The sequence below is a fragment of the Natrinema sp. LN54 genome, from assembly GCF_052439245.1.
In the GTDB taxonomy this organism is placed as follows: Archaea; Halobacteriota; Halobacteria; order Halobacteriales; family Natrialbaceae; genus Natrinema; species Natrinema versiforme_A.
The window spans coordinates 142,776-159,952 of the sequence record NZ_JBQVRP010000008.1 but is presented as its reverse complement, the minus strand read 5'-3'; the positions used below and the strand labels follow the sequence as shown (position 1 = coordinate 159,952).

Genomic DNA, 17,177 nt, shown 5'->3' with positions numbered 1-17,177 from the left:
CGTTCTCTCTCCACAAAACTCAAATCAATCCAGTCGCTACAACCATTGAGGCGGTCGATTTTTGCCATAGACCAGCATAAAATCGTGCCGCCTCACTTTTCACGCTTAACTAAACACAGCCCATGCAGAGATCCCAAAGTTCTATATATAGTCACACTATCTCACATTTATGCGCTATGAAGACCGTTATAGATACAGCCATCCTATTCCGCTTAGTTCGTCTGAAGATCACATAGTCGGCTACCATCTTTGGGAGGCATATCTACGTCGGAACTATGGGTGGAAAAGAGATTACTATTGTCCCAAATTGATCTTATCTGATCAAAGATTGGTACATTTTAAAAAAGGCGTCTTCAATGATGTACACCAGTCCTATAATCTTGATAAGATATCATCTGTGACCTATGAGGAGAATTTTAGAAGTTCTAAAATAGAAATTGAGGAAGATCAAATCAATAATCAGTTCAAGATGTATAATGGTCATGCAAATGAATTAGTTCGACTTATGTCTGAATGACATTATTCGTATACTTATTTCTATACGAACCTTGAACCGAGCGAGGTACCGCCAATAGTTACTGGCGAGTTCCTCTGGCACCACTAGGGCATCGGGGCCGGGTCCATAGGATCAAAAGGTTTCTCCTCTCCGAAACAGTACAGCGGCTAAGATAAACAGACCCAAGAGAAGTCGAAACCCCGCGACTGCGATATTTGCCATACAGGAACCATCACTATTACTCACTTAATTCTGATTCTAAGCCGGATTTGAGAAGTACTCTACAAACCACTCCCCAACGCTGTATAATCGATCAAGCAGCAGCAGATATTGACTACTCGAGTTCGCCGAAGCCTTCCTCTCGCATCAACTCCGCGACGCCCTCCGGATTTTCAAACGCATACAAGAGTGCGAATTCGCGTGCGTCTGATTTTGGAATGTTACCGTTTGTCTCGAGTTCGTCGGCGAGTTCACTTCGGAAGTCCGACTCCTGGTCGGTGACGACTTCCCGAAGATGAGCCTCAATTCGTTCGTCTCGCTCGTCGAGGACCTTGCTTCGACGGACGAAATACGGATACTTGTGCTTGTCCTGCTCTGACTCGTTGGTCGACGTCGACGATGTGCCAGGCTGATCGGGCTTCGACTCCGATCGAATTGACGACGATCCCGATCGGCCACGATCCGGTTGACTATCGTCGATCGGTCCACCTGGCGGTTTGGATTCGGTTGACTCCTCCTCCTCACTGCTATCACTGTCGCCGAAATCGAGATTCCCAGAGCCGTCTTTCATTGGGACGCCACCTCGGTTTCAGTGGCATCTCGGAAATCAAAGCGTTCCTCTCCGCGGCCCTGAATATCGAGGACGAGTTCGGGATTAATTTGAGCGTCGAACGTATCCGTCGCGACGAACACGCCGAGCTCGTGTATGTCTCGGATCGTCTCGAGTTCACGGTCACGGACGCTTCGTTCACCGGGACTGCTGACCATTTCGCCGTCTTCTTCGAAGGTTTTCCAGCGCTCCTCGAGGACCTTGTACGCCGAACCCCGCGCTTCCCACATCGTATCCATCAAACTCTCCCGATCGGGGATTGCAATCGGCGTCGCGAACTCGTCGGTGTTCTTGAACTGCTTGGAATACTGCTGGTGAGCGTTTGTCTGGCCGACACCGGAGGGAACGACACAGGAGAGGCCGACCTCGATGTCCAGTTTGCGCTCCATGTTACCGACGAGTTCGTCGAGGCCGTCGAGACTCAGATTTCCTTTGCCGGCTGGTTTGACCGGAGCAACCAGCGTCCGCATGGCATAGATCGAGTTGTACAGCAGGTCCTCCGCTCGAGCGTTCGGGTCGATGAGGACGGCATCGTAATCCTCATGCAGTTCCTGTTCGTTCCAGAGGAGATCATAGAGGAGTTCAAACCGCGGGAACTCCTCTTTGCTCATGTTCTTCATGCCCGTTTCGTAGGCGATCTTCTGCTCGAGATTCGATGTGAAGTCACCGAGCATGTCGTGGCTTGGGATCACGTCGACGCCTTCGTCCGACGTTTCGATGAGGTCCTCAAAATCACCGTCCGGCATCTCGAGGATGTGCTTGACGAGGTTATCAGCCTCCGGATCACTGCGGTGTTCCCCGACATTGAACAGACTCGTCAGGTTGCCCTCCTGTGGGTCGAGATCGATCACGCAGACGTCCAGCCCCATCCGGACGAGACTGACTGCGAGATTCGCAGTTGTGGTGGTTTTGAAGGTGCCGCCCGATTCGGAGTACACGACTACAGTTATCATATACAGACCGTACAGTCATCTATTACATAAATCTGTTCCAGAGATACGTTACAGATGTCTGAAGTAGTACTCTGTAACAGATATCTGTAACAGGTTTCTGTAAATGCTGCACTGCTGCGTTTTTGTCCCAATAACCAGTCTGTGAAAAGTATCTGTGACACATGTCTGTAACAGATATCTGTAACACACATCTGTAACAGTTATCTATGACAGTATTCTGTTATAGATCACTGTTCCAGAGACGACACCAAGTCGACAAAACTGTCTTTCAGGAACGGCCATCGCCTGCTACGGTCGCGATCGGGTAGCAACACCGTGGAGAGTCGTCCCGACCTGACCGGCAGACACGATGGCCACGCACTGCTTTCATTCAGCACATCATAGCGGTTGGATGAATCCGGCATCTCGAATGTCCACCGATCAGAATATTCTACCCCGATCGCGAGTGGGTCCTGAACATGTTGGTATCCGACACTCATCTCAGTCAGTCATTTAGTATCCCCTCGGTTCAGGAACCGAGTTGGTCCAGTGTCTGTCGACGTGATTGCTGTATCTCTTTGTTTCATGATTTCGAGACGCAACGATCGGTGAAGCGGGAGATTTAGATCATGAACAACAGAAGTCTCCTGCTCCAACTCCTTCGATTGACTGACATTCACCGACGCTGTCTAGTGATTCAACGCAACTGATTAATCGGAGAGAAGCCCCTCAACCGTGGCTGAGGATACCCAACCAGTCTAGTAAGTCTTTTTACTGTTCCCGGAATATTGGTAACTACCAAATGTACGAGGTGCTCGACGACACGGCGGCACGGGTCATCCTCGCCATCGAGAGTGGAGACTCCATCCGCCGTGTCGCACAACACCTTCACACGCCGTACGAGACGGTGAGGCAGGCCGTGAACCGTCTCGAAGACGCAGGCTACGTCAGCTATGATGACGGCCTCTCCGTCGTCGACGAGCGCGTGAGGGACGCCGCACGCGAGCTCGTCGCTACCAGCGCCGGCGTCAGTCCGCCTTCGATTGAGGAGGCGTACGTCCTCCCACAGTTTAGTGACTGGCCGTTCGCCTTCACGCGGATCGACGCCGTCTACGTATGGACCCAGGGCGGCTACCAAGTCGGTCGCGATCCCAACGACTATCCGCTGTTCCTCGCTATTCGTGAGCAGGACGTCGACGCCTGGGAGGCATTTTTCGAGTCGTTCGATCTCCCGACCGCATTCGAGCGACAGCCCCGAGACGAGTTGGACGGACCGCTACAGATCGTCCTTGAGCCACGCCCGTCACTCGACATCAATCATGTCGAAGGGTACCCAGTGATCCCGAGAGCTGAGACGATCGAGTATATGCGTGAGAACTACGCCCAATTCCAGTCGGCGCTGGCGATGCTCGACCGGATGTATGAAGACCTTGACCTCGGCGTCACGTATCAAGAGAGTGAACGGGCACAGACGTAAGCTAACCTACGGCTAAAGCCGTGGGCTTTCAGCGTGGACTCCCGTTCTGGCCGAATCTTCGGCAGGAGGATAGCCTCCATTCACGTTCAGTGTCCCGCTGTTCAAGCACACGCCTACGGGTGCGCCTCCATGGTCATTCTGCATCCTCTCTGTCGACGTGGACGATCAACGTCGGATGCTCCGCGTCACTGTTCTCAATCACGAGTGAGACATCCTTGAAATCGCCCGGCTGTCTATACGCCTCGAACTCATCGGCAACCTGGTCGGCCAGGCAGTCGAGTACCTCAATTGGTTCCTTTGTCATAGAATGAATTTCGGTCTTGGAAGGTTGTGCCATCACGAACGGTGGAAAAGACGTATCTTTCAGAACCGCCTCAACAGACTAACTCGAACGGAGCCTTCTCACACCGATGGTTTACCGAGAAGAAAGCTGGCTCAGCGAGAACAGTTAGACCGTCCGCGGATCGCTATCGGCGATGCTCGCAAACGCAACATTCTCTTGAACTTGTTCGATTTCGATGGTTGGCTCGTCACCGGGTTGAGCTTCGGGGACGATCACGACGTAACCACGTTCGACTTTTGCGATACCATCGCCCTGATCGCCGACTGTCTCGATGGTCACATCACGTACTTCGCCTTCCTCAACGGGGGGTTCGGAGGGAGAATGGCTCGCAGTCTCATGAGTAGGTGCTCTCTGTGACTCCTGTTGTACTGACGACTCCGTCGAGACTGGAGATTGCAGAATCGCTACGCGATACGTTTCGTCAGCTGACAACGCTTCACGATCTACTTCCCTCGAGGGAACTTCCACTATGTACGTCCCATCCTGCTCTTTAATTGGAGCACTGAACAGAGAGCGAAGGGAGTTGGGAATTTCGACCATTGAGTGTCTAGTGCTCAGTACCCACGAGGCAAGTAATTTAAACACTATGTGTTAGCACAAGCTCTCGAAGAGCCGCCTTATCGAGAGGGGTAATATTGTGCTGAGTGCCATCATCGGTGTAGAAGATAGACGCAGTGACCGACCGATCGGGATATTGGTCGGCGACGACATGGTAGTAGATACTGAGCTGTTTCCGGTATTCATCTTCTGCGTGCGTTGTGAGATCGGTTTTGTAGTCAATGATCTCAACACGGTCAGCTGTCACGTGGAGCAAATCGATGATGCCGCCGATCGTTACCTTCTCGCCGTCGACGGTAAGTGGAAGAAACGCATCGATCTCGGCTCTCGCCTCACCATCGAGTGAGTCGAGTAACGCCTTCACGTGCTCCTTGTCAGGGTTATCGCCGGTTTCGACTGCCTCACCGAGGACATACCGTTCCGCAAACTCGTGGACGTCTGACCCGAACTCCATTCCCCGGCCGCCGGTATTCCCTTCGAAGACGGCGTCATCGATGAAGGTGTGCGGTGAGTAGCTCGCCGGGCCATCAGGCTCGGGAATGTCGACCGAATACGGTGAATACTCGCCGTCTTCCGGATTGAACGCAGATAAATCGGGATCGACTTCTTCGACAGCAACGGGGAGTGCATCGAGGAACGAATTCGGGTCAGCGCCACCGGTCAAAACGAGGTGACTCTCAGCACGCGTAACAGCCACATAGAGGAGACGACGTTCCTCATCGTAGTTCTGAGGGAGACAGCGATTGAGAACGTCTGTCTTCCAGCTGTCGTAGACATGGGGGACATCGTGTGCCTCCTCTGAGTACACCTTCTGCTGTCGGAGACCAATCGGGTCGGTATACGCGATATCGCTGCCGCTGCCACCGGAAGACGGGAACTTGTTGGCGTTCATATTCGCCAGAATGACGATCGGGTATTCGAGCCCCTTCGTTGCGTGGATCGTCTGGACAGTCACCGCATTCGTCCCAGCCCCGGCGTCGACGTCGTGTATGCTCCCATCAGCAATCGCCTCCTCGATGAATCGGATTAGCTCTCCACGGGTGAACGTCGTCGTCCCGTGAACCGACTGGATAGTGTCGAGAACGACGTCTGCGGTCGGCCCGGAACGGCCGTACTGTTCGAACACGCGCCGGGCGACGCCACCGAACGTCTCCATCTCTCGGAGATCTTCTCGGAAGGCGACCATGGCTTCGGGGTACGCCTCACGCTCGATGATCGCCTTCGCCTCGTCGATCGTGTAGCCAGCCTCTTCGAGGACCAGCGCCCACCCGCGTTTGGCGTCGCGTTCGAGGATACGCAACCACGCTAACACCAGCTTCGCGGCGTCGGTCCGGAAGACCTCGATCCCACCCTCGTAGGCCATCGGCAGACGGAACTTACTCGCTGTATGGAGCAGATCCCGGCCGAAATCACGGGTTCGCGTCAACACGGCGATGTCGCCGTACTCCGGAGCGCGATACGTACCGTCATCACCTTCGACGGCGTAGGCGTCGTTGTCGACGATCGCGTCGATCTTCGCGAGAATGGCCTCGTGTTCGTCCTCACTCGTGAGCGCCTCGATGTAGCTATCGTCTCGGTCTGTATCGGCAGTCAGTGGTGTAACCTGCTCGGAGATAGCCTCTGTATCCAGCGATTCGTTCTTTGTCGCACGGGCAGTCAGCGCGTGGGTAGAGAAGTCCAAGATGGACTGCGTCGATCGGTAATTCCGCATCAGTTGCTTGTCATTGATCGGCGTCGTCGGGAACATGACTCGATCTGCGTCCCGATTCAGCTCCGTGGCAAATCGTTCGAGCCGATCGTCGAACTCGCGGATGTTATCGACATCCGCGTACTGGAAACTGTAGATGCTCTGTTTCCAGTCGCCGACCACGCAGATGTTGTTCGTGCCGGCGAGCAGCAGCGTGAGTTTGAACTGGATCTCACTGGAATCTTGGAACTCGTCGACCATCACGTACTCGTACCCTAGCTGTTCTCGGAGGTCGTGATCTTCACACAGAAGCACGAACGCGAACAGCTGGAGGAACCCGAAGTTCAGGTAGTTCCGCCGGAGCGCGAACTCGAGATAGGCGTGATATACGTCGTGGACGAACCGCTTGAGTGCCGTTCTGTCCTCCTCAAAGACGCGTTCAGTGAGATTTGCCGGGACTTGCTTGCCATCGCCGCGGATGTCCCACTTTGTGGGCGCCTCCGGGAGGTACGTCTTGTCTTCACCATACTGATAGAGCTTCTTTCGAAGCTTCGATTGCTTGCTCCCGCCGTTCCGTGGTTCATTCCGGTCAGTGAACAGCGTCTCGAACGCCTCGAAGTTCCCGTCGAGATGTGACTCGCCGTTCCGGTACCAGCCATCCGCAGTGGGGAACACACCCTTTGCGGACAGCTCCTTGATCAGGTCGAGCAGCTCAGATGTCTCCGATAGTGCCGTGAAGAACTCGTCATACTCCGGGTGATTGTCGATGAACTGGCCGATGAACTCACGAAACAGCGCCTGTTCGATGATTTCGTCCTCGATAATCCGTGTCGAGCCAGTGATTGTCTCATCAATCCCAAGGGATGTCGGTGCATCGTGTCCGTATTCGTCGAGCAGGTCGTGTGACAGTGAGTGGAACGTCTGGATCGGCGCGTTCGCGAGTTCCCGCATCCCGTACTCACTGTGACGCACAATTCGTTCTCGCATCTCCTCGGCCGCGTTGTTCGTAAAGGTCACCAACAGCACGTCTTCAGGATCAACGCCATCTTGGGCCACGATATTGGCGTATCGCCGGGTAACTGTGAACGTCTTCCCGGTGCCAGCACCCGCATCGACGAGATAGAGCCCGTCAATCGCCTCGATGAGTTCGCGTTGCTCCGGGTTCGGGTCGACGCCGCTCATTGTTCACCCTCCAGGAGGAGATCTCGGTTGTCAACCCATCGGTAGTTTGGCTCGCCGGTGAGCCCCTCGATTGGGAACGCCTCGTCGCCAGTGCGGCGCCGATTGAGTTCCACCAGTCGCTCGTCGACAAAAGATTCGAACGCATCGAGATCACGTTTGAAGAATGCACCCTTCTGCCGGTCAACGATTGCTCGCATCACCTGCTTACTCCCTGTTGTCACGTACTTGTACTTGCCAATCTCCGCTTCGAGCCGATTGATCATCGTCTGTCCGAACTCGGACTCGATGAGTTCGTCGCTGTCGGTCGTCTCGACGAGCGGCGCAGCGTCGAAGAGCGCGTCGTATGTCTGATAGTCAATCTTCGAGAGGATCTTCTGGCACTTCTGTGCCCCCTCCTTACGGAGATACTCGAAGAACTCCTCACGTTGCACGTGCTCGGTGAGCGATTCGGGGTAGTATGTTACAGTCGTCAGTGCGTCGTCGACATTGGTGTCGCCAGCGATCACGTCGTCGACGAGTTCAGTAACGTAGAAGAACGTGAACGAGAGTTTCTCACCCGGCGTCTGTGATCGCCAATAGGTGAGATAAAGCAACGCCTGAAAGTTAGGCTCGTCTGTCGGCTCGTCGATCGCAGCGTGTTTGACAATCGAGGTGGCGCTGCTCTCGCTGCCGCTCTTGTAGTCGAGTAGGTCTCGATCCGACTGAACGAGGTCGATCATTCCGTTGATACCCAGTTCCTCGTCAGTAAACCGGCGTTCAGTCACGGGGGAGTCGACATTCCGACCGAAGTGAGCGGCGACGGCATTGTCACCCCCACTGGACGGCGTCAGAAACGCGCCCTCAGTCGGCTGGTTCGCGTCAAGATATGAGACGATCGTTTCGAGGCTCGCACGATATTCAGTGCGCCGGGTCCGTTCGTCGACGGAGCGAACCAGCGGACGGACTTCCTCGAGCATGAGGTCGACAACCTCCGATAGTGTCTCTTCGTCAACCGCGTCCGGATGGTTGACGTAGAACTCCGCGAAGTCGTGGAGCAGGTTGCCCTCGGTGAGATACGCCTTCTCCGGATCGTCGACGATCCGGCTGAAGTAATAGTCCCGCGGTGAGTTCACGTAGGTGTTGAGACTCGACTTGCTGATCGTCTCGATCGGGTCGGAAGTCACGCCGACGGGTTCGTTCTCGAATCCGTCACCAGCACGTGCTGCGGTTTGGATCTGATGAGTTGTCGAACGCAGATCGGAGAAACGGTCGTACTCCGGTTCGAGGAGCTCTTCGAAGTACAGGCACGGCGTAACGGATGATCCGCCGGTCGCGTCTTGGACGAGATAGTGTTGCTGGCTGCCGCTCTGTAACAGCAGCTGGAAGCTCTTGAGGTTCCGTGTGAACTGGGCGTCCTGGTCGACCCACGGACGACGTGGTGCCGAGTGGGTCCAGCGGTCGTCGAGCCCCAGGTAGAAGACAACCTCACGACCCACGTACGACGCCGATTTCGCGTCGGCGAGCAGGACGCCCTCGTTCTCTCGGTCGACCGGCACCTCGTAGGTCTGGAGATAGAACGACAAATCGTCGAGGCGCGCTTCCGTAACGGATTCGTCGGCAATAGTGAGTGTCTCCAGTTCCTCGCGGAAGGCGTCAAGCGTGTCGTTGGCGTGGCGTTCAAACACTGAAAGGGCGTCCGAGAACGTGTATTCTTGGACATCATGACAGAACTCGATCAGCCACTTGAGATCTCCATCGTCAAGCTCGTGCAGTCGCTTGTCTGTGTCAGCGTCATCGACGTCACAATCGAAGACCGTCAATAGCGACCGGATCTCGCTTATTCGGGTATCAGTCCCCCGGTGGGCGGTCCGGAGGAGGTGGAGGAACAAGCGATGTTCGCTGCGATCTGTGAAACCCGGCCCGCCGAAAAACGGGATATCGGCCGCTTCGAGGGCGGACTCAATAAGCGGTGAGTACTCGCTTTCCTGGTCGAGAACAATCCCGACGTTATCAGCGTTCTCGTCATCCACGGAATCGACGACGGTCTCTACGATCTCCGTCGGCGAATCGTGTATACGGAATGGCGGGAGATCGAGCTCCGTATCAGTGAAAAGGTCGACCGTGTCGTACTCGACGGGCAGATACGCTCGTTCGAGTTGGGTGAGCATCGCCGGCTCAACGACGACCACGTCGAGATCCGGATCGATGGTCTCGTTCGTGAGTTTCATCGAGGCGGTCTCGAGTTCCGCGATTCGCTCCACAGCTCGTTCGGTGGCGTCGTCGACGTAGCCGTCGTACTCGAAGATTGCGTCGTGTGACCCTCGGTGTTCCCAACACTGGAGGATATTCCCAACCGCGTAGGCACAACGCTTCCAGGAGAAGTCCTCGTGATCAAGCATGCCGAGGAAGGCGAGACGATCCTCAGACTCTTGGCGTCGACCAACTGCATGCCGGCGTGGTGGGATCGCGAACGGACCGAGATGCGAACAATCGAGGTGGCGGTTGAGGGCACTCGCAAGCGGTCCGTCCGGGGTGATCACCCGGTCGTACGATTTGACGTCGTCGTAGAGTTGGAGTGGCGATTTGGCGCGGGGAAATGGCACATATGGAGAAGGTCAGCGGTGTCGGTTAAATCTTTGTTAGAATACCATACCCTCTGATCGTTAGAGGTACTCAAGAATTACACTCAGCCGTAATTCAAACGGTAATTCGGGCCGTGATTAGCGCAATAATCTCGAGCGTCTTGATGCAACACAGTCCCCAGAAGTGGTGTTCGGTCACCTCGAGAGATCGAAGCGCTCCATTCTGGTGACGTTGCTGTGGAGCGGTTCGTCGAGTAGAATCGTGTCTTAAGCTACTCAATGGGATTGGGTTGGGATCGGAACCTCATTCGACGTGAACTTGATGATACACGTGTGATCGTTATAACAGACTGATTCTGGCGAACCCCCTCCCCCCTTTTTCGAGTTGTAAACTCGTGACGAAGGGGAGGGGTGAGGAGTAAAAGGGACAGTAAAGTAGTCGATTATAGCGAATACACGCAATAGGAGGCTTGAAAAAGTGATTCTACAGATTGCAACTAGAGATGCGAAAGTTTATCCCATAGTCTTGTTAACCATAACCGCACTAGAGGACGAGAGAACAAATCATCTAGCTAAGCTAGATGATTAGAATTTCAAAGAGCGCACGATCTTTTCCATAAATAATGGCATTTCAGGGCCTCTCTATCCACTCTAATAACCTAACCTCTCCCGACTCGGCGTTTTGAGTGATCTGTACTCAACGACTTACAACTCGAAAAAGGGGGGAGGGGGTAGTGTGTTCAAGATTCCCAAATCGGATCCAGTAGTCCTGGTATATGTAGGCTGATATTATTGGCATTCGTGAACTGAACCTGCAAGTATCGTCCTTTTGCGACGATTCTGGCACTTACTACTCGAAAACGGGGTGTGTGGAACGGGCCGTCTCACATAGGACCTCATTCACAGAATCCAATAGTTTGGATTTTACTTCTGTGCTCAATTCGACTCACTTGTACTTACAACTCGAAAATGGGGTGGTGGGGAACCGTGACAGATATGCCACCCCCCTCAACCTCTTACAACTCGAAAACGGGGGGTCTGGGTCACGCAAGGATTTCGATGATGAAGATCCTCGAGGATGCGTTACAACTCGATAATGGTGGGTGATAGATTCCGAAGACGGTATCAGCCATATTCCGAGAATGGGCAGATATGGTTGTTAAATAGCCTGTTTTCGACCGGTTACAACTCTACAAGGGCCCATATTTTTATACCCAGAGTTCGAGAGGGCTCATAATGGGACGAGAGGGACGAAGAACAGGATCGGATCATCCGTCAGATGAGAAGGATCATGAATCCTCCTCTACTGATCCTGAAAATCCCGAGTCAATGGATGTAGAGTCTCCCGATACGTCACAAACGACGTTCGAGAATGAATCGGAACCTACCGATTCATCTCAAGAGGCAGCAAACGGAAATGATGGCGGCATCTCAATCCGGGATCGGCTACAAACTGAGTCGTCCGGTGGAGTCTTCGCGAGCAAAGATCTCGTTCGATCAGATACTATCATTGACGAGGATCGTATCGTCGGTCGTGATAACCAGCTGGGTCGTGTCGTCGATAATCTCAAACCAGTGCTCCAGAACCAAGGGATCCCTGATATGCTTCTGAGTGGTCCCTCTGGAACTGGGAAGTCGCTCATCATTCATGCAGTCTGTAAACAGATCGTCGAACTGTGTGAGTCACAAGGCAAGACCTTCGGAGTCCTCTCTATCAACTGTGAGGGGCCGAAGACAGCAGATCGTGCTGTCTATCGGTTAGTTAAAGCTGCTGCCGATGACCTCGGTGTTGATCCTGGTGTTCCCCAAACTGGCGTCTCAACGGATCAAAAGCTTGAGCGACTGTACGAACTAATGCGTGAGCATTACGACGGTGTCATTTTCATCCTCGATGAGATCGATACGCTCGAGGGACCGTATCAAGAGGCAGAATACAACTCTCTCATCTACCAGCTTTCTCGGGCTCGAAAACTTGCCGACTTTGATGGTCCGATCTCACTTACGACTATCACGAACTACGCCGATTTCATGAAGAATCTCAACAGCCGCGCACAGAGTTCCTACAATCCTGACGATATCTTCTTCGACGATTACGATGCGACGCAGCTCCGTAGTATTCTCAAAAACCGGCGAGACGCATTCAAACCGGAATCACTTGCGGATGACGTCATTCCGCTTGTTGCTGCGTTCGGGTCCCAAACGCACGGGGACGCGCGGAAAGCGATTGATCTCCTCAGATGGGCTGGCGAATTAGCGGAACGGCGTGGTGCTGACACAGTCACCGAGACTGATGTCCGTGAGGCTCAAGAGAAATATACTGAAAATCGCAAACTCCGCCATATCAGCGGAATCTCGACTCAAAAGAAACTCTCGATCTACGCTGTGGCGGCCACTGCCCATTATGCAAGAGAATATCCTGAGTGGATACCAGCTGGACCTGCGTTCAAAACGTACCAATTCATTGCTGATACGATGGATACGGATCAGTACAGTCGCGAGACTTTCGTAAACCACGTCACTGAGCAGAGCACGTACGGAGTGTTAGACTTCGAGCGCCGAGGCAAGGGTCGAGGTAGAGGAGTGCATATGTATTTCTCCCTCTCTGAGGATCCGGAAACGATCATGGAGACGATTCGTGAGGATTCACGGTTCGAAGACCTAGCTCATGAAGATGCGACTATCAGCGCGGTTGTACGCGAACGGCTGAAGCAGTTCCGAAGCAAGGACTAATCTCAGCTCTGCATACTTACTACTCGAAAACGGGGGGTGTTTGGGCTATAGGAGATGTGTTACAACTCGAAAATGGGGGGTGTCATTCGTCGGAGTTTCTCGTTACTACTCGAAAACGGGGGGTGGGAGCTAAGAAATTCGACGTGTTATTGGATGTGATGTGCTTTCTTTTCGCCCTTTCCCATTTACAGCTCGAAAACGGGGGGTGTGTCCTACGATTTTATCGTTGTTAGTGCCATCAATGATGGGGATGTTGTAGAGAAATGACAGAAATACGGGAGGTGTGGTCTCCGTAATCTCAGTATCACCCCACCAACCAATTACAACGGAAACGTGGGGTGGGTGTCGTCTCTCCCCGAGTTCTATTCGTCCGAATTGACCGGGCCTTTGTACTGAGAGCGGACTTTGTCCCCGTCCCGCCACTGCCAGTAGTAGTAGCGATTGTCGTTGATTTCCTTGATCGTGATAGTCGCTTTTGAGGGAACGTCATCCGGGAGGTCGTCCGGTCGCTCCTTCACCTCGTCCTGGTCTGCTGCCTCCTCGAGACGGGCCTCACGTTCCTTGTGCTCAGTTAGCGCTTCGACGTACGTAGCAACGTCTCGGAGCCGTTCCGGGTCCGACTCGTTGAGCGTGTTAACGATCTCCGTCGGGAGGTTCGCCGGTGGGGTCGGGGGTTCGTAGGACATCGGCTACTCTCGTGTTAACCAACATAACCCGCTAATCCATAGTTTTGTTGGTTAAGACGACTCGCTCTTATGTAGAACTGCGGAAAGCCCCGATAACGAGACAATCAATAGTTGAATCGACGGATTCGCCAGTCAGGGTGAGTGACCGAACGATGCCGAAAGTGTGAGCGGCCTGTTCCAAGCCCTGCTTGGACAGGCCGCGAAACTTCCGCATCCACGGCTGGACGAGCGAAAACAGGCACTCTGCTTGGTTAATATGGACGCCGTCAGGCGATACGTATCTCTCTTTGTGGACGACTGTCCGGTGGTCACGCTCCATTTCTCGATACGCCTGGAGTCCGTCGGTCCAAACCTCTCCCAGCGGCTGGGAGAGGTCTTCAACCTCCTGAATTACTGGTTCCAGATCGCCTTCATAGTCGATGCCGAACTGGCCGCGAATCACCCGAAGCGAGTCGCGGCACGCCGCGACGAGCGTCAGTTGATCACCATTCCGTCCTCGCCAGCGTGAGCGCCCTCTCTGAGACGAGCCGCCGCGAGAACGGCTGTTCCGCGGCGGCTCTTGGCCTTTGTAGCCCGAACAGACTCTACCAGACTCGTCGACTTGCGTCGGGCTATCTATGGTCTGGTCAAGCAGCTTCCAGACAACGGGGAAGCCGCGATCCATCGCGGCTTCAACCTCCCGAATCGCCGTGTGAACGGTTTTGTAGGCTCGACCGAGCAACGGCGCGATCTGGTTGATACTGAGCAACGTATCGGCGTAGAGCGTGAACGCGAGAAGTACCTCGCCGCAGGTGAGATGCTTCTCGTGGAACGGCGTTCCGTAGGTGTATACCGGCTTAAAGTTGCAGTCTCGGCACCACACGCGGTCGAGATGCGGCCACGTTTGAATGGCGGTGTGCCCGCACCGTGGACAAGATGTGTTCTCCCAGAAGTCCTTGAGTCGCCGCTCGATGCCCGCATCGAGCGGCTCCGTGTCGATCTCGACGACGCCCAGCTCGATCAGCTCTCGAAACATCGCGCCGAACGCCGGCTGAGCAGAAGCCATATCGCCAAATTAGTGCCGGCTCAGTGTAACAACAGGATCTTTCCGTAGCTCTACACAAGAGCGGAAAAACTTAACCAACAGAGCGGGAGGAATCCATCACTCTGTTGGTTAACCGGGCTGGGACGAGGATTCGCTCTCGAGAACGTCGATGAGCTCTTCTGCCGTTCGACTAATCCGTCCAAGCCGCTCGCGGACGACCTCGGGATCGTCCGACTCCCAGGCTGCGAGGTAGAACGCTGACCCACTGGTGTCGAGCCCGCAGTAGCGCCCGACGACGTACGCGACGGCTTCGGCCTCGACTTCGCGTTTCGACCGCTCGGTGTCGTCGTCGACGTCGAAGTGGAGCAGGGCGTGCGCGTACTCGTGAATCAACGTCCGCGCAAGGTCGGCCTCGTTCTCCCGATCACGCACCTCGACGAGCGGCTGAACGTCGACGAGGCTTAGCTGCTCGCAGATGCCCTTCGCCTCGCCGTGGGTCCACTCCTCGGCTGGAACGATTCGCACCGTCACGCCGAGCTCATCAGCGGCGGCAGTTAGCTGTTCGACGAGGTCACCGGCGTCGCCGGTCGCTTCCGTGTCCAGGTCGGGAAGCGGCTCACCTTCGGTCTGGGAGACGTCGAACACCGGCGCGGGCTTAAACCCGACCAGCCCCTCGGACCACTCCTCGGGCGGCGTCTCGTCGTAGTCACAGTCGCTATCCTCGTGATAGCTCGGCGAATTCTCGCACTCCGGGCACTGCTTGGTGATGATCGGCGCCCAGATCCAGATGGCCGACTCACCCTCCTTGACGTGGCGGTCGAACTCCTCCTGCCACGTCCGGTAGCCCGCCACCCGGCTCGCCTCGGGACACTGCCGCTTGATGAGGAGCGTGTTCCGGTAGGAGTAGTCGTGGAAACGACTCTGGACGTCCAGCCACTCCTGGAACTCCGCGCTGGCCTGCGCGTCGTCGACGCCGGCGACGAGGTCGTCGATCCACTGTTCGATGGTACTGTTCATCTCGTCTGATCGCGTGTCGGTCTGGTCGAAGGAGACCGACGAGTCTCTGGTCGTAGACATCGTGATCACCGAATCGAGTTCACGGCGACTGCGTCTGTTTAGACCGCGCCGCACCCCTCAGGGGCGTTCAAAAAACCGCTCTGTCGGTCAGCGGAGCTCGTGGCGTTCGTCTGCAAAGCCGACCGTGACGAGGTACTCGAGGAACTCGTCGAACCGCTCGACGTCACTGGGCGTGTCGGTCGCAAGATGACGCGCCCACTCGATGGCCCACTGGAAGGCGGGATCCGTGCCGCCCTTGCCGTGAATGTACCACCACCGGGCCGCCTTGAGAACCACTATGGGATTCGTCGGCGGCTGCTCACCGGCGAGCCCACGGGTGATGGACTCGATTTCGTCGGGGACGTCGGCGGGATCGACCTCGGCTGATTGCGTGTTGTCGATATCGACCGGGATCTCGTCGATCGAGACGTTGTCGGGACTCTGTTGTTGACTCACTGGAAGTCACCTCTGAGAGCTTTCGAAGGAGCCCTCGCCCTCTTCGGGGCACGAAAAACAGGTCGCGAAGTCACGCCGGCGGGAGGTAGACGCTCTGCTCGCCGGCAATCTCCTCCAGGTTATTCCGATGACGGTGGCTGAAGTAGCACTCGTAGCTGCAGTATCCACAGATTGCGCCGGTATCGTATTCGGCCACGTACGGGCCGCGGCGAGTTCGCCAGACGTTCGTCCCGCATTCGGTACAGGCGGCGTCCTCGAGATCGGCAGGACTCGGTCCCTCGTACTCGACGTCGAGCCCCTCGTCTTGCGGTGTCGTTTCGGGCCAGATTCCGTGGGTCCTCCAAAACTCACGGACACGAGCGAGGCTGTGGCGCACCGTCTTTCGGACGGTGACGTGGTCGGCGTCGCGACCGCTGTCGTCCCAGCCGTCGGCCGTCCAGAACTCACCGAACTGTGCGCCGCGATGCAGGCCGTTCCAGTCGACGCCGACGATGTCGGCTGGTGGCTCGTCCGTGAGTGTCGGCCTGGTCAGCTGCCGAATGGAGTCGAGCTGCTTGGGCGGGCTCCCACCGAGGATGTGGACGCGCCGCCCTCTCCAATCGGCTGGGTCGGAGAACTCGTGGGCCAACCGGTCAGCATAGCCTCGTGAGTAGCCAAGGACGAGGTTCTCGGGTATCGCGTCGATCACCGCCCGCGACTTCGGAACGACGATGAGTTGGGCCTCGGGATAGCTCGCTTGGATTTCACGAGCAGCAGCGACGTGGGCGTCGACGTCGTCGAGTTCGTCGACATCCCCGATGACCCCGACCTCTGGTTCGTACTCGAAGAAACGGTCGATGAACCGCTCCAGATCGGGATTTCGAAAATCGTTATCGAGCATCCCGACGGGGAGGCTAAGGTTCTGATACTGCGTCTCTTGGTATCCACAGTCCTCGCGAAATCCGGGGAGAAATCCGAGGGCTAGAGCATCGCCGACGAACGGAGCTCGATGCAAAAACGCCACATAGTCTGCTTGTCTGGCGGCGGCGATTTCGCGGGCGGTGCTGGCGCTGGAGCTCAGATTAAGGGACATGATTAGGCTCGCGAGGCCGCTGCTGGCTGCCCCGCACCCGTTCAGGGGCCTGAAAAACCGGGGCACAGCGGATTAACCAACAATAGGG

At 55.5% G+C, this 17,177-nt stretch carries 14 protein-coding genes and 1 pseudogene; 3 read left to right on the top strand and 12 right to left on the bottom strand.

Annotation, left to right across the window (positions count from 1 at the left end; genetic code table 11):
- A pseudogene (locus tag ACT4ML_RS20210) lies at positions 1-68 on the bottom strand (IS6 family transposase); the annotation flags it as partial.
- Between the two features lie 101 nt (positions 69-169).
- Between ACT4ML_RS20210 and ACT4ML_RS20205 the strand changes: the two are divergent.
- Positions 170-517, top strand: a complete 348-nt coding sequence (locus tag ACT4ML_RS20205; RefSeq protein ID WP_175416500.1) for a PH domain-containing protein — start codon at positions 170-172, stop codon at positions 515-517.
- Between the two features lie 313 nt (positions 518-830).
- Here ACT4ML_RS20205 and ACT4ML_RS20200 read toward each other — a convergent pair whose 3' ends face one another.
- Positions 831-1,286, bottom strand: a complete 456-nt coding sequence (locus tag ACT4ML_RS20200) for an acyl-CoA dehydrogenase (protein WP_138246985.1) — start codon at positions 1,284-1,286, stop codon at positions 831-833.
- Positions 1,283-2,278: a ParA family protein gene (locus ACT4ML_RS20195; protein ID WP_138246986.1), complete on the bottom strand. Its 996-nt coding sequence runs from the start codon at positions 2,276-2,278 to the stop codon at positions 1,283-1,285. Before ACT4ML_RS20195 ends, ACT4ML_RS20200 begins: the two co-directional genes overlap by 4 nt.
- Positions 2,279-3,059: 781 nt before the next feature.
- On the opposite strand from ACT4ML_RS20195, the gene ACT4ML_RS20190 reads away from it, so the two are divergent.
- Positions 3,060-3,734, top strand: a complete 675-nt coding sequence (locus tag ACT4ML_RS20190) for a helix-turn-helix domain-containing protein (RefSeq protein ID WP_444722452.1) — start codon at positions 3,060-3,062, stop codon at positions 3,732-3,734.
- Positions 3,735-3,867: 133 nt separating this feature from the next.
- On the opposite strand, the gene ACT4ML_RS20185 is transcribed toward ACT4ML_RS20190, so the two are convergent.
- The 4 genes from ACT4ML_RS20185 to ACT4ML_RS20170 form a co-directional block, all read right to left on the bottom strand.
- A complete protein-coding gene (locus tag ACT4ML_RS20185) occupies positions 3,868-4,038 on the bottom strand; it encodes a hypothetical protein (protein ID WP_175416486.1) in 171 nt (56 codons plus the stop codon).
- Positions 4,039-4,182: 144 nt separating this feature from the next.
- Positions 4,183-4,617 (bottom strand): TRAM domain-containing protein, encoded by a 435-nt coding sequence (locus ACT4ML_RS20180; protein WP_138246988.1) that lies wholly within the window; start codon positions 4,615-4,617, stop codon positions 4,183-4,185.
- Between the two features lie 37 nt (positions 4,618-4,654).
- Positions 4,655-7,504 carry a UvrD-helicase domain-containing protein gene (locus ACT4ML_RS20175; protein WP_444722451.1) on the bottom strand — a complete coding sequence of 950 codons (2,850 nt, stop codon included), beginning with the start codon at positions 7,502-7,504 and terminating at the stop codon, positions 4,655-4,657.
- Entirely contained in the window at positions 7,501-10,086 is a 2,586-nt protein-coding gene (locus ACT4ML_RS20170; RefSeq protein WP_444722450.1) for a PD-(D/E)XK nuclease family protein, read from the bottom strand. Before ACT4ML_RS20170 ends, ACT4ML_RS20175 begins: the two co-directional genes overlap by 4 nt.
- Before the next feature lie 1,308 nt (positions 10,087-11,394).
- Between ACT4ML_RS20170 and ACT4ML_RS20165 the strand changes: the two genes are divergently transcribed.
- Complete coding sequence (locus ACT4ML_RS20165; protein ID WP_444722458.1) at positions 11,395-12,795, top strand: Cdc6/Cdc18 family protein; 1,401 nt, start codon at positions 11,395-11,397, stop codon at positions 12,793-12,795.
- Between the two features lie 362 nt (positions 12,796-13,157).
- Here ACT4ML_RS20165 and ACT4ML_RS20160 read toward each other — a convergent pair whose 3' ends face one another.
- From ACT4ML_RS20160 to ACT4ML_RS20140, 5 genes are all read right to left on the bottom strand, one after another.
- The gene (locus ACT4ML_RS20160) at positions 13,158-13,481 is read right to left on the bottom strand and encodes a hypothetical protein (protein ID WP_444722449.1); all 324 of its coding nucleotides are present in this window, start codon (positions 13,479-13,481) and stop codon (positions 13,158-13,160) included.
- A gap of 67 nt (positions 13,482-13,548) precedes the next feature.
- Positions 13,549-14,526 carry an IS1595 family transposase gene (locus ACT4ML_RS20155; RefSeq protein ID WP_444722448.1) on the bottom strand — a complete coding sequence of 326 codons (978 nt, stop codon included), beginning with the start codon at positions 14,524-14,526 and terminating at the stop codon, positions 13,549-13,551.
- Positions 14,527-14,634: 108 nt separating this feature from the next.
- Positions 14,635-15,582, bottom strand: coding sequence for an ArdC-like ssDNA-binding domain-containing protein (locus tag ACT4ML_RS20150; protein ID WP_444722447.1), 948 nt, complete (start codon positions 15,580-15,582; stop codon positions 14,635-14,637).
- Between the two features lie 87 nt (positions 15,583-15,669).
- The gene (locus ACT4ML_RS20145; protein WP_444722446.1) at positions 15,670-16,017 is read right to left on the bottom strand and encodes a hypothetical protein; all 348 of its coding nucleotides are present in this window, start codon (positions 16,015-16,017) and stop codon (positions 15,670-15,672) included.
- A 70-nt stretch (positions 16,018-16,087) separates the two neighbouring features.
- Positions 16,088-17,089 carry a DUF6610 family protein gene (locus ACT4ML_RS20140; RefSeq protein ID WP_444722457.1) on the bottom strand — a complete coding sequence of 334 codons (1,002 nt, stop codon included), beginning with the start codon at positions 17,087-17,089 and terminating at the stop codon, positions 16,088-16,090.
- Positions 17,090-17,177 lie beyond the last annotated feature (88 nt).

Excerpts from the sequence above, each read along its gene's own strand:
- ACT4ML_RS20165 (WP_444722458.1), top strand. The coding sequence starts at position 11,395 with ATGGATGTAGAGTCTCCCGATACGTCACAAACGACGTTCGAGAATGAA.
- ACT4ML_RS20140 (WP_444722457.1), bottom strand. The coding sequence starts at position 17,089 with ATGTCCCTTAATCTGAGCTCCAGCGCCAGCACCGCCCGCGAAATCGCC.
- ACT4ML_RS20160 (WP_444722449.1), bottom strand. The coding sequence starts at position 13,481 with ATGTCCTACGAACCCCCGACCCCACCGGCGAACCTCCCGACGGAGATC.
- ACT4ML_RS20150 (WP_444722447.1), bottom strand. The coding sequence starts at position 15,582 with ATGTCTACGACCAGAGACTCGTCGGTCTCCTTCGACCAGACCGACACG.
- ACT4ML_RS20180 (WP_138246988.1), bottom strand. The coding sequence starts at position 4,617 with ATGGTCGAAATTCCCAACTCCCTTCGCTCTCTGTTCAGTGCTCCAATT.
- ACT4ML_RS20175 (WP_444722451.1), bottom strand. The coding sequence starts at position 7,504 with ATGAGCGGCGTCGACCCGAACCCGGAGCAACGCGAACTCATCGAGGCG.
- ACT4ML_RS20185 (WP_175416486.1), bottom strand. The coding sequence starts at position 4,038 with ATGACAAAGGAACCAATTGAGGTACTCGACTGCCTGGCCGACCAGGTT.
- ACT4ML_RS20195 (WP_138246986.1), bottom strand. The coding sequence starts at position 2,278 with ATGATAACTGTAGTCGTGTACTCCGAATCGGGCGGCACCTTCAAAACC.
- ACT4ML_RS20155 (WP_444722448.1), bottom strand. The coding sequence starts at position 14,526 with ATGGCTTCTGCTCAGCCGGCGTTCGGCGCGATGTTTCGAGAGCTGATC.
- ACT4ML_RS20190 (WP_444722452.1), top strand. The coding sequence starts at position 3,060 with ATGTACGAGGTGCTCGACGACACGGCGGCACGGGTCATCCTCGCCATC.
- ACT4ML_RS20200 (WP_138246985.1), bottom strand. The coding sequence starts at position 1,286 with ATGAAAGACGGCTCTGGGAATCTCGATTTCGGCGACAGTGATAGCAGT.
- ACT4ML_RS20205 (WP_175416500.1), top strand. The coding sequence starts at position 170 with ATGCGCTATGAAGACCGTTATAGATACAGCCATCCTATTCCGCTTAGT.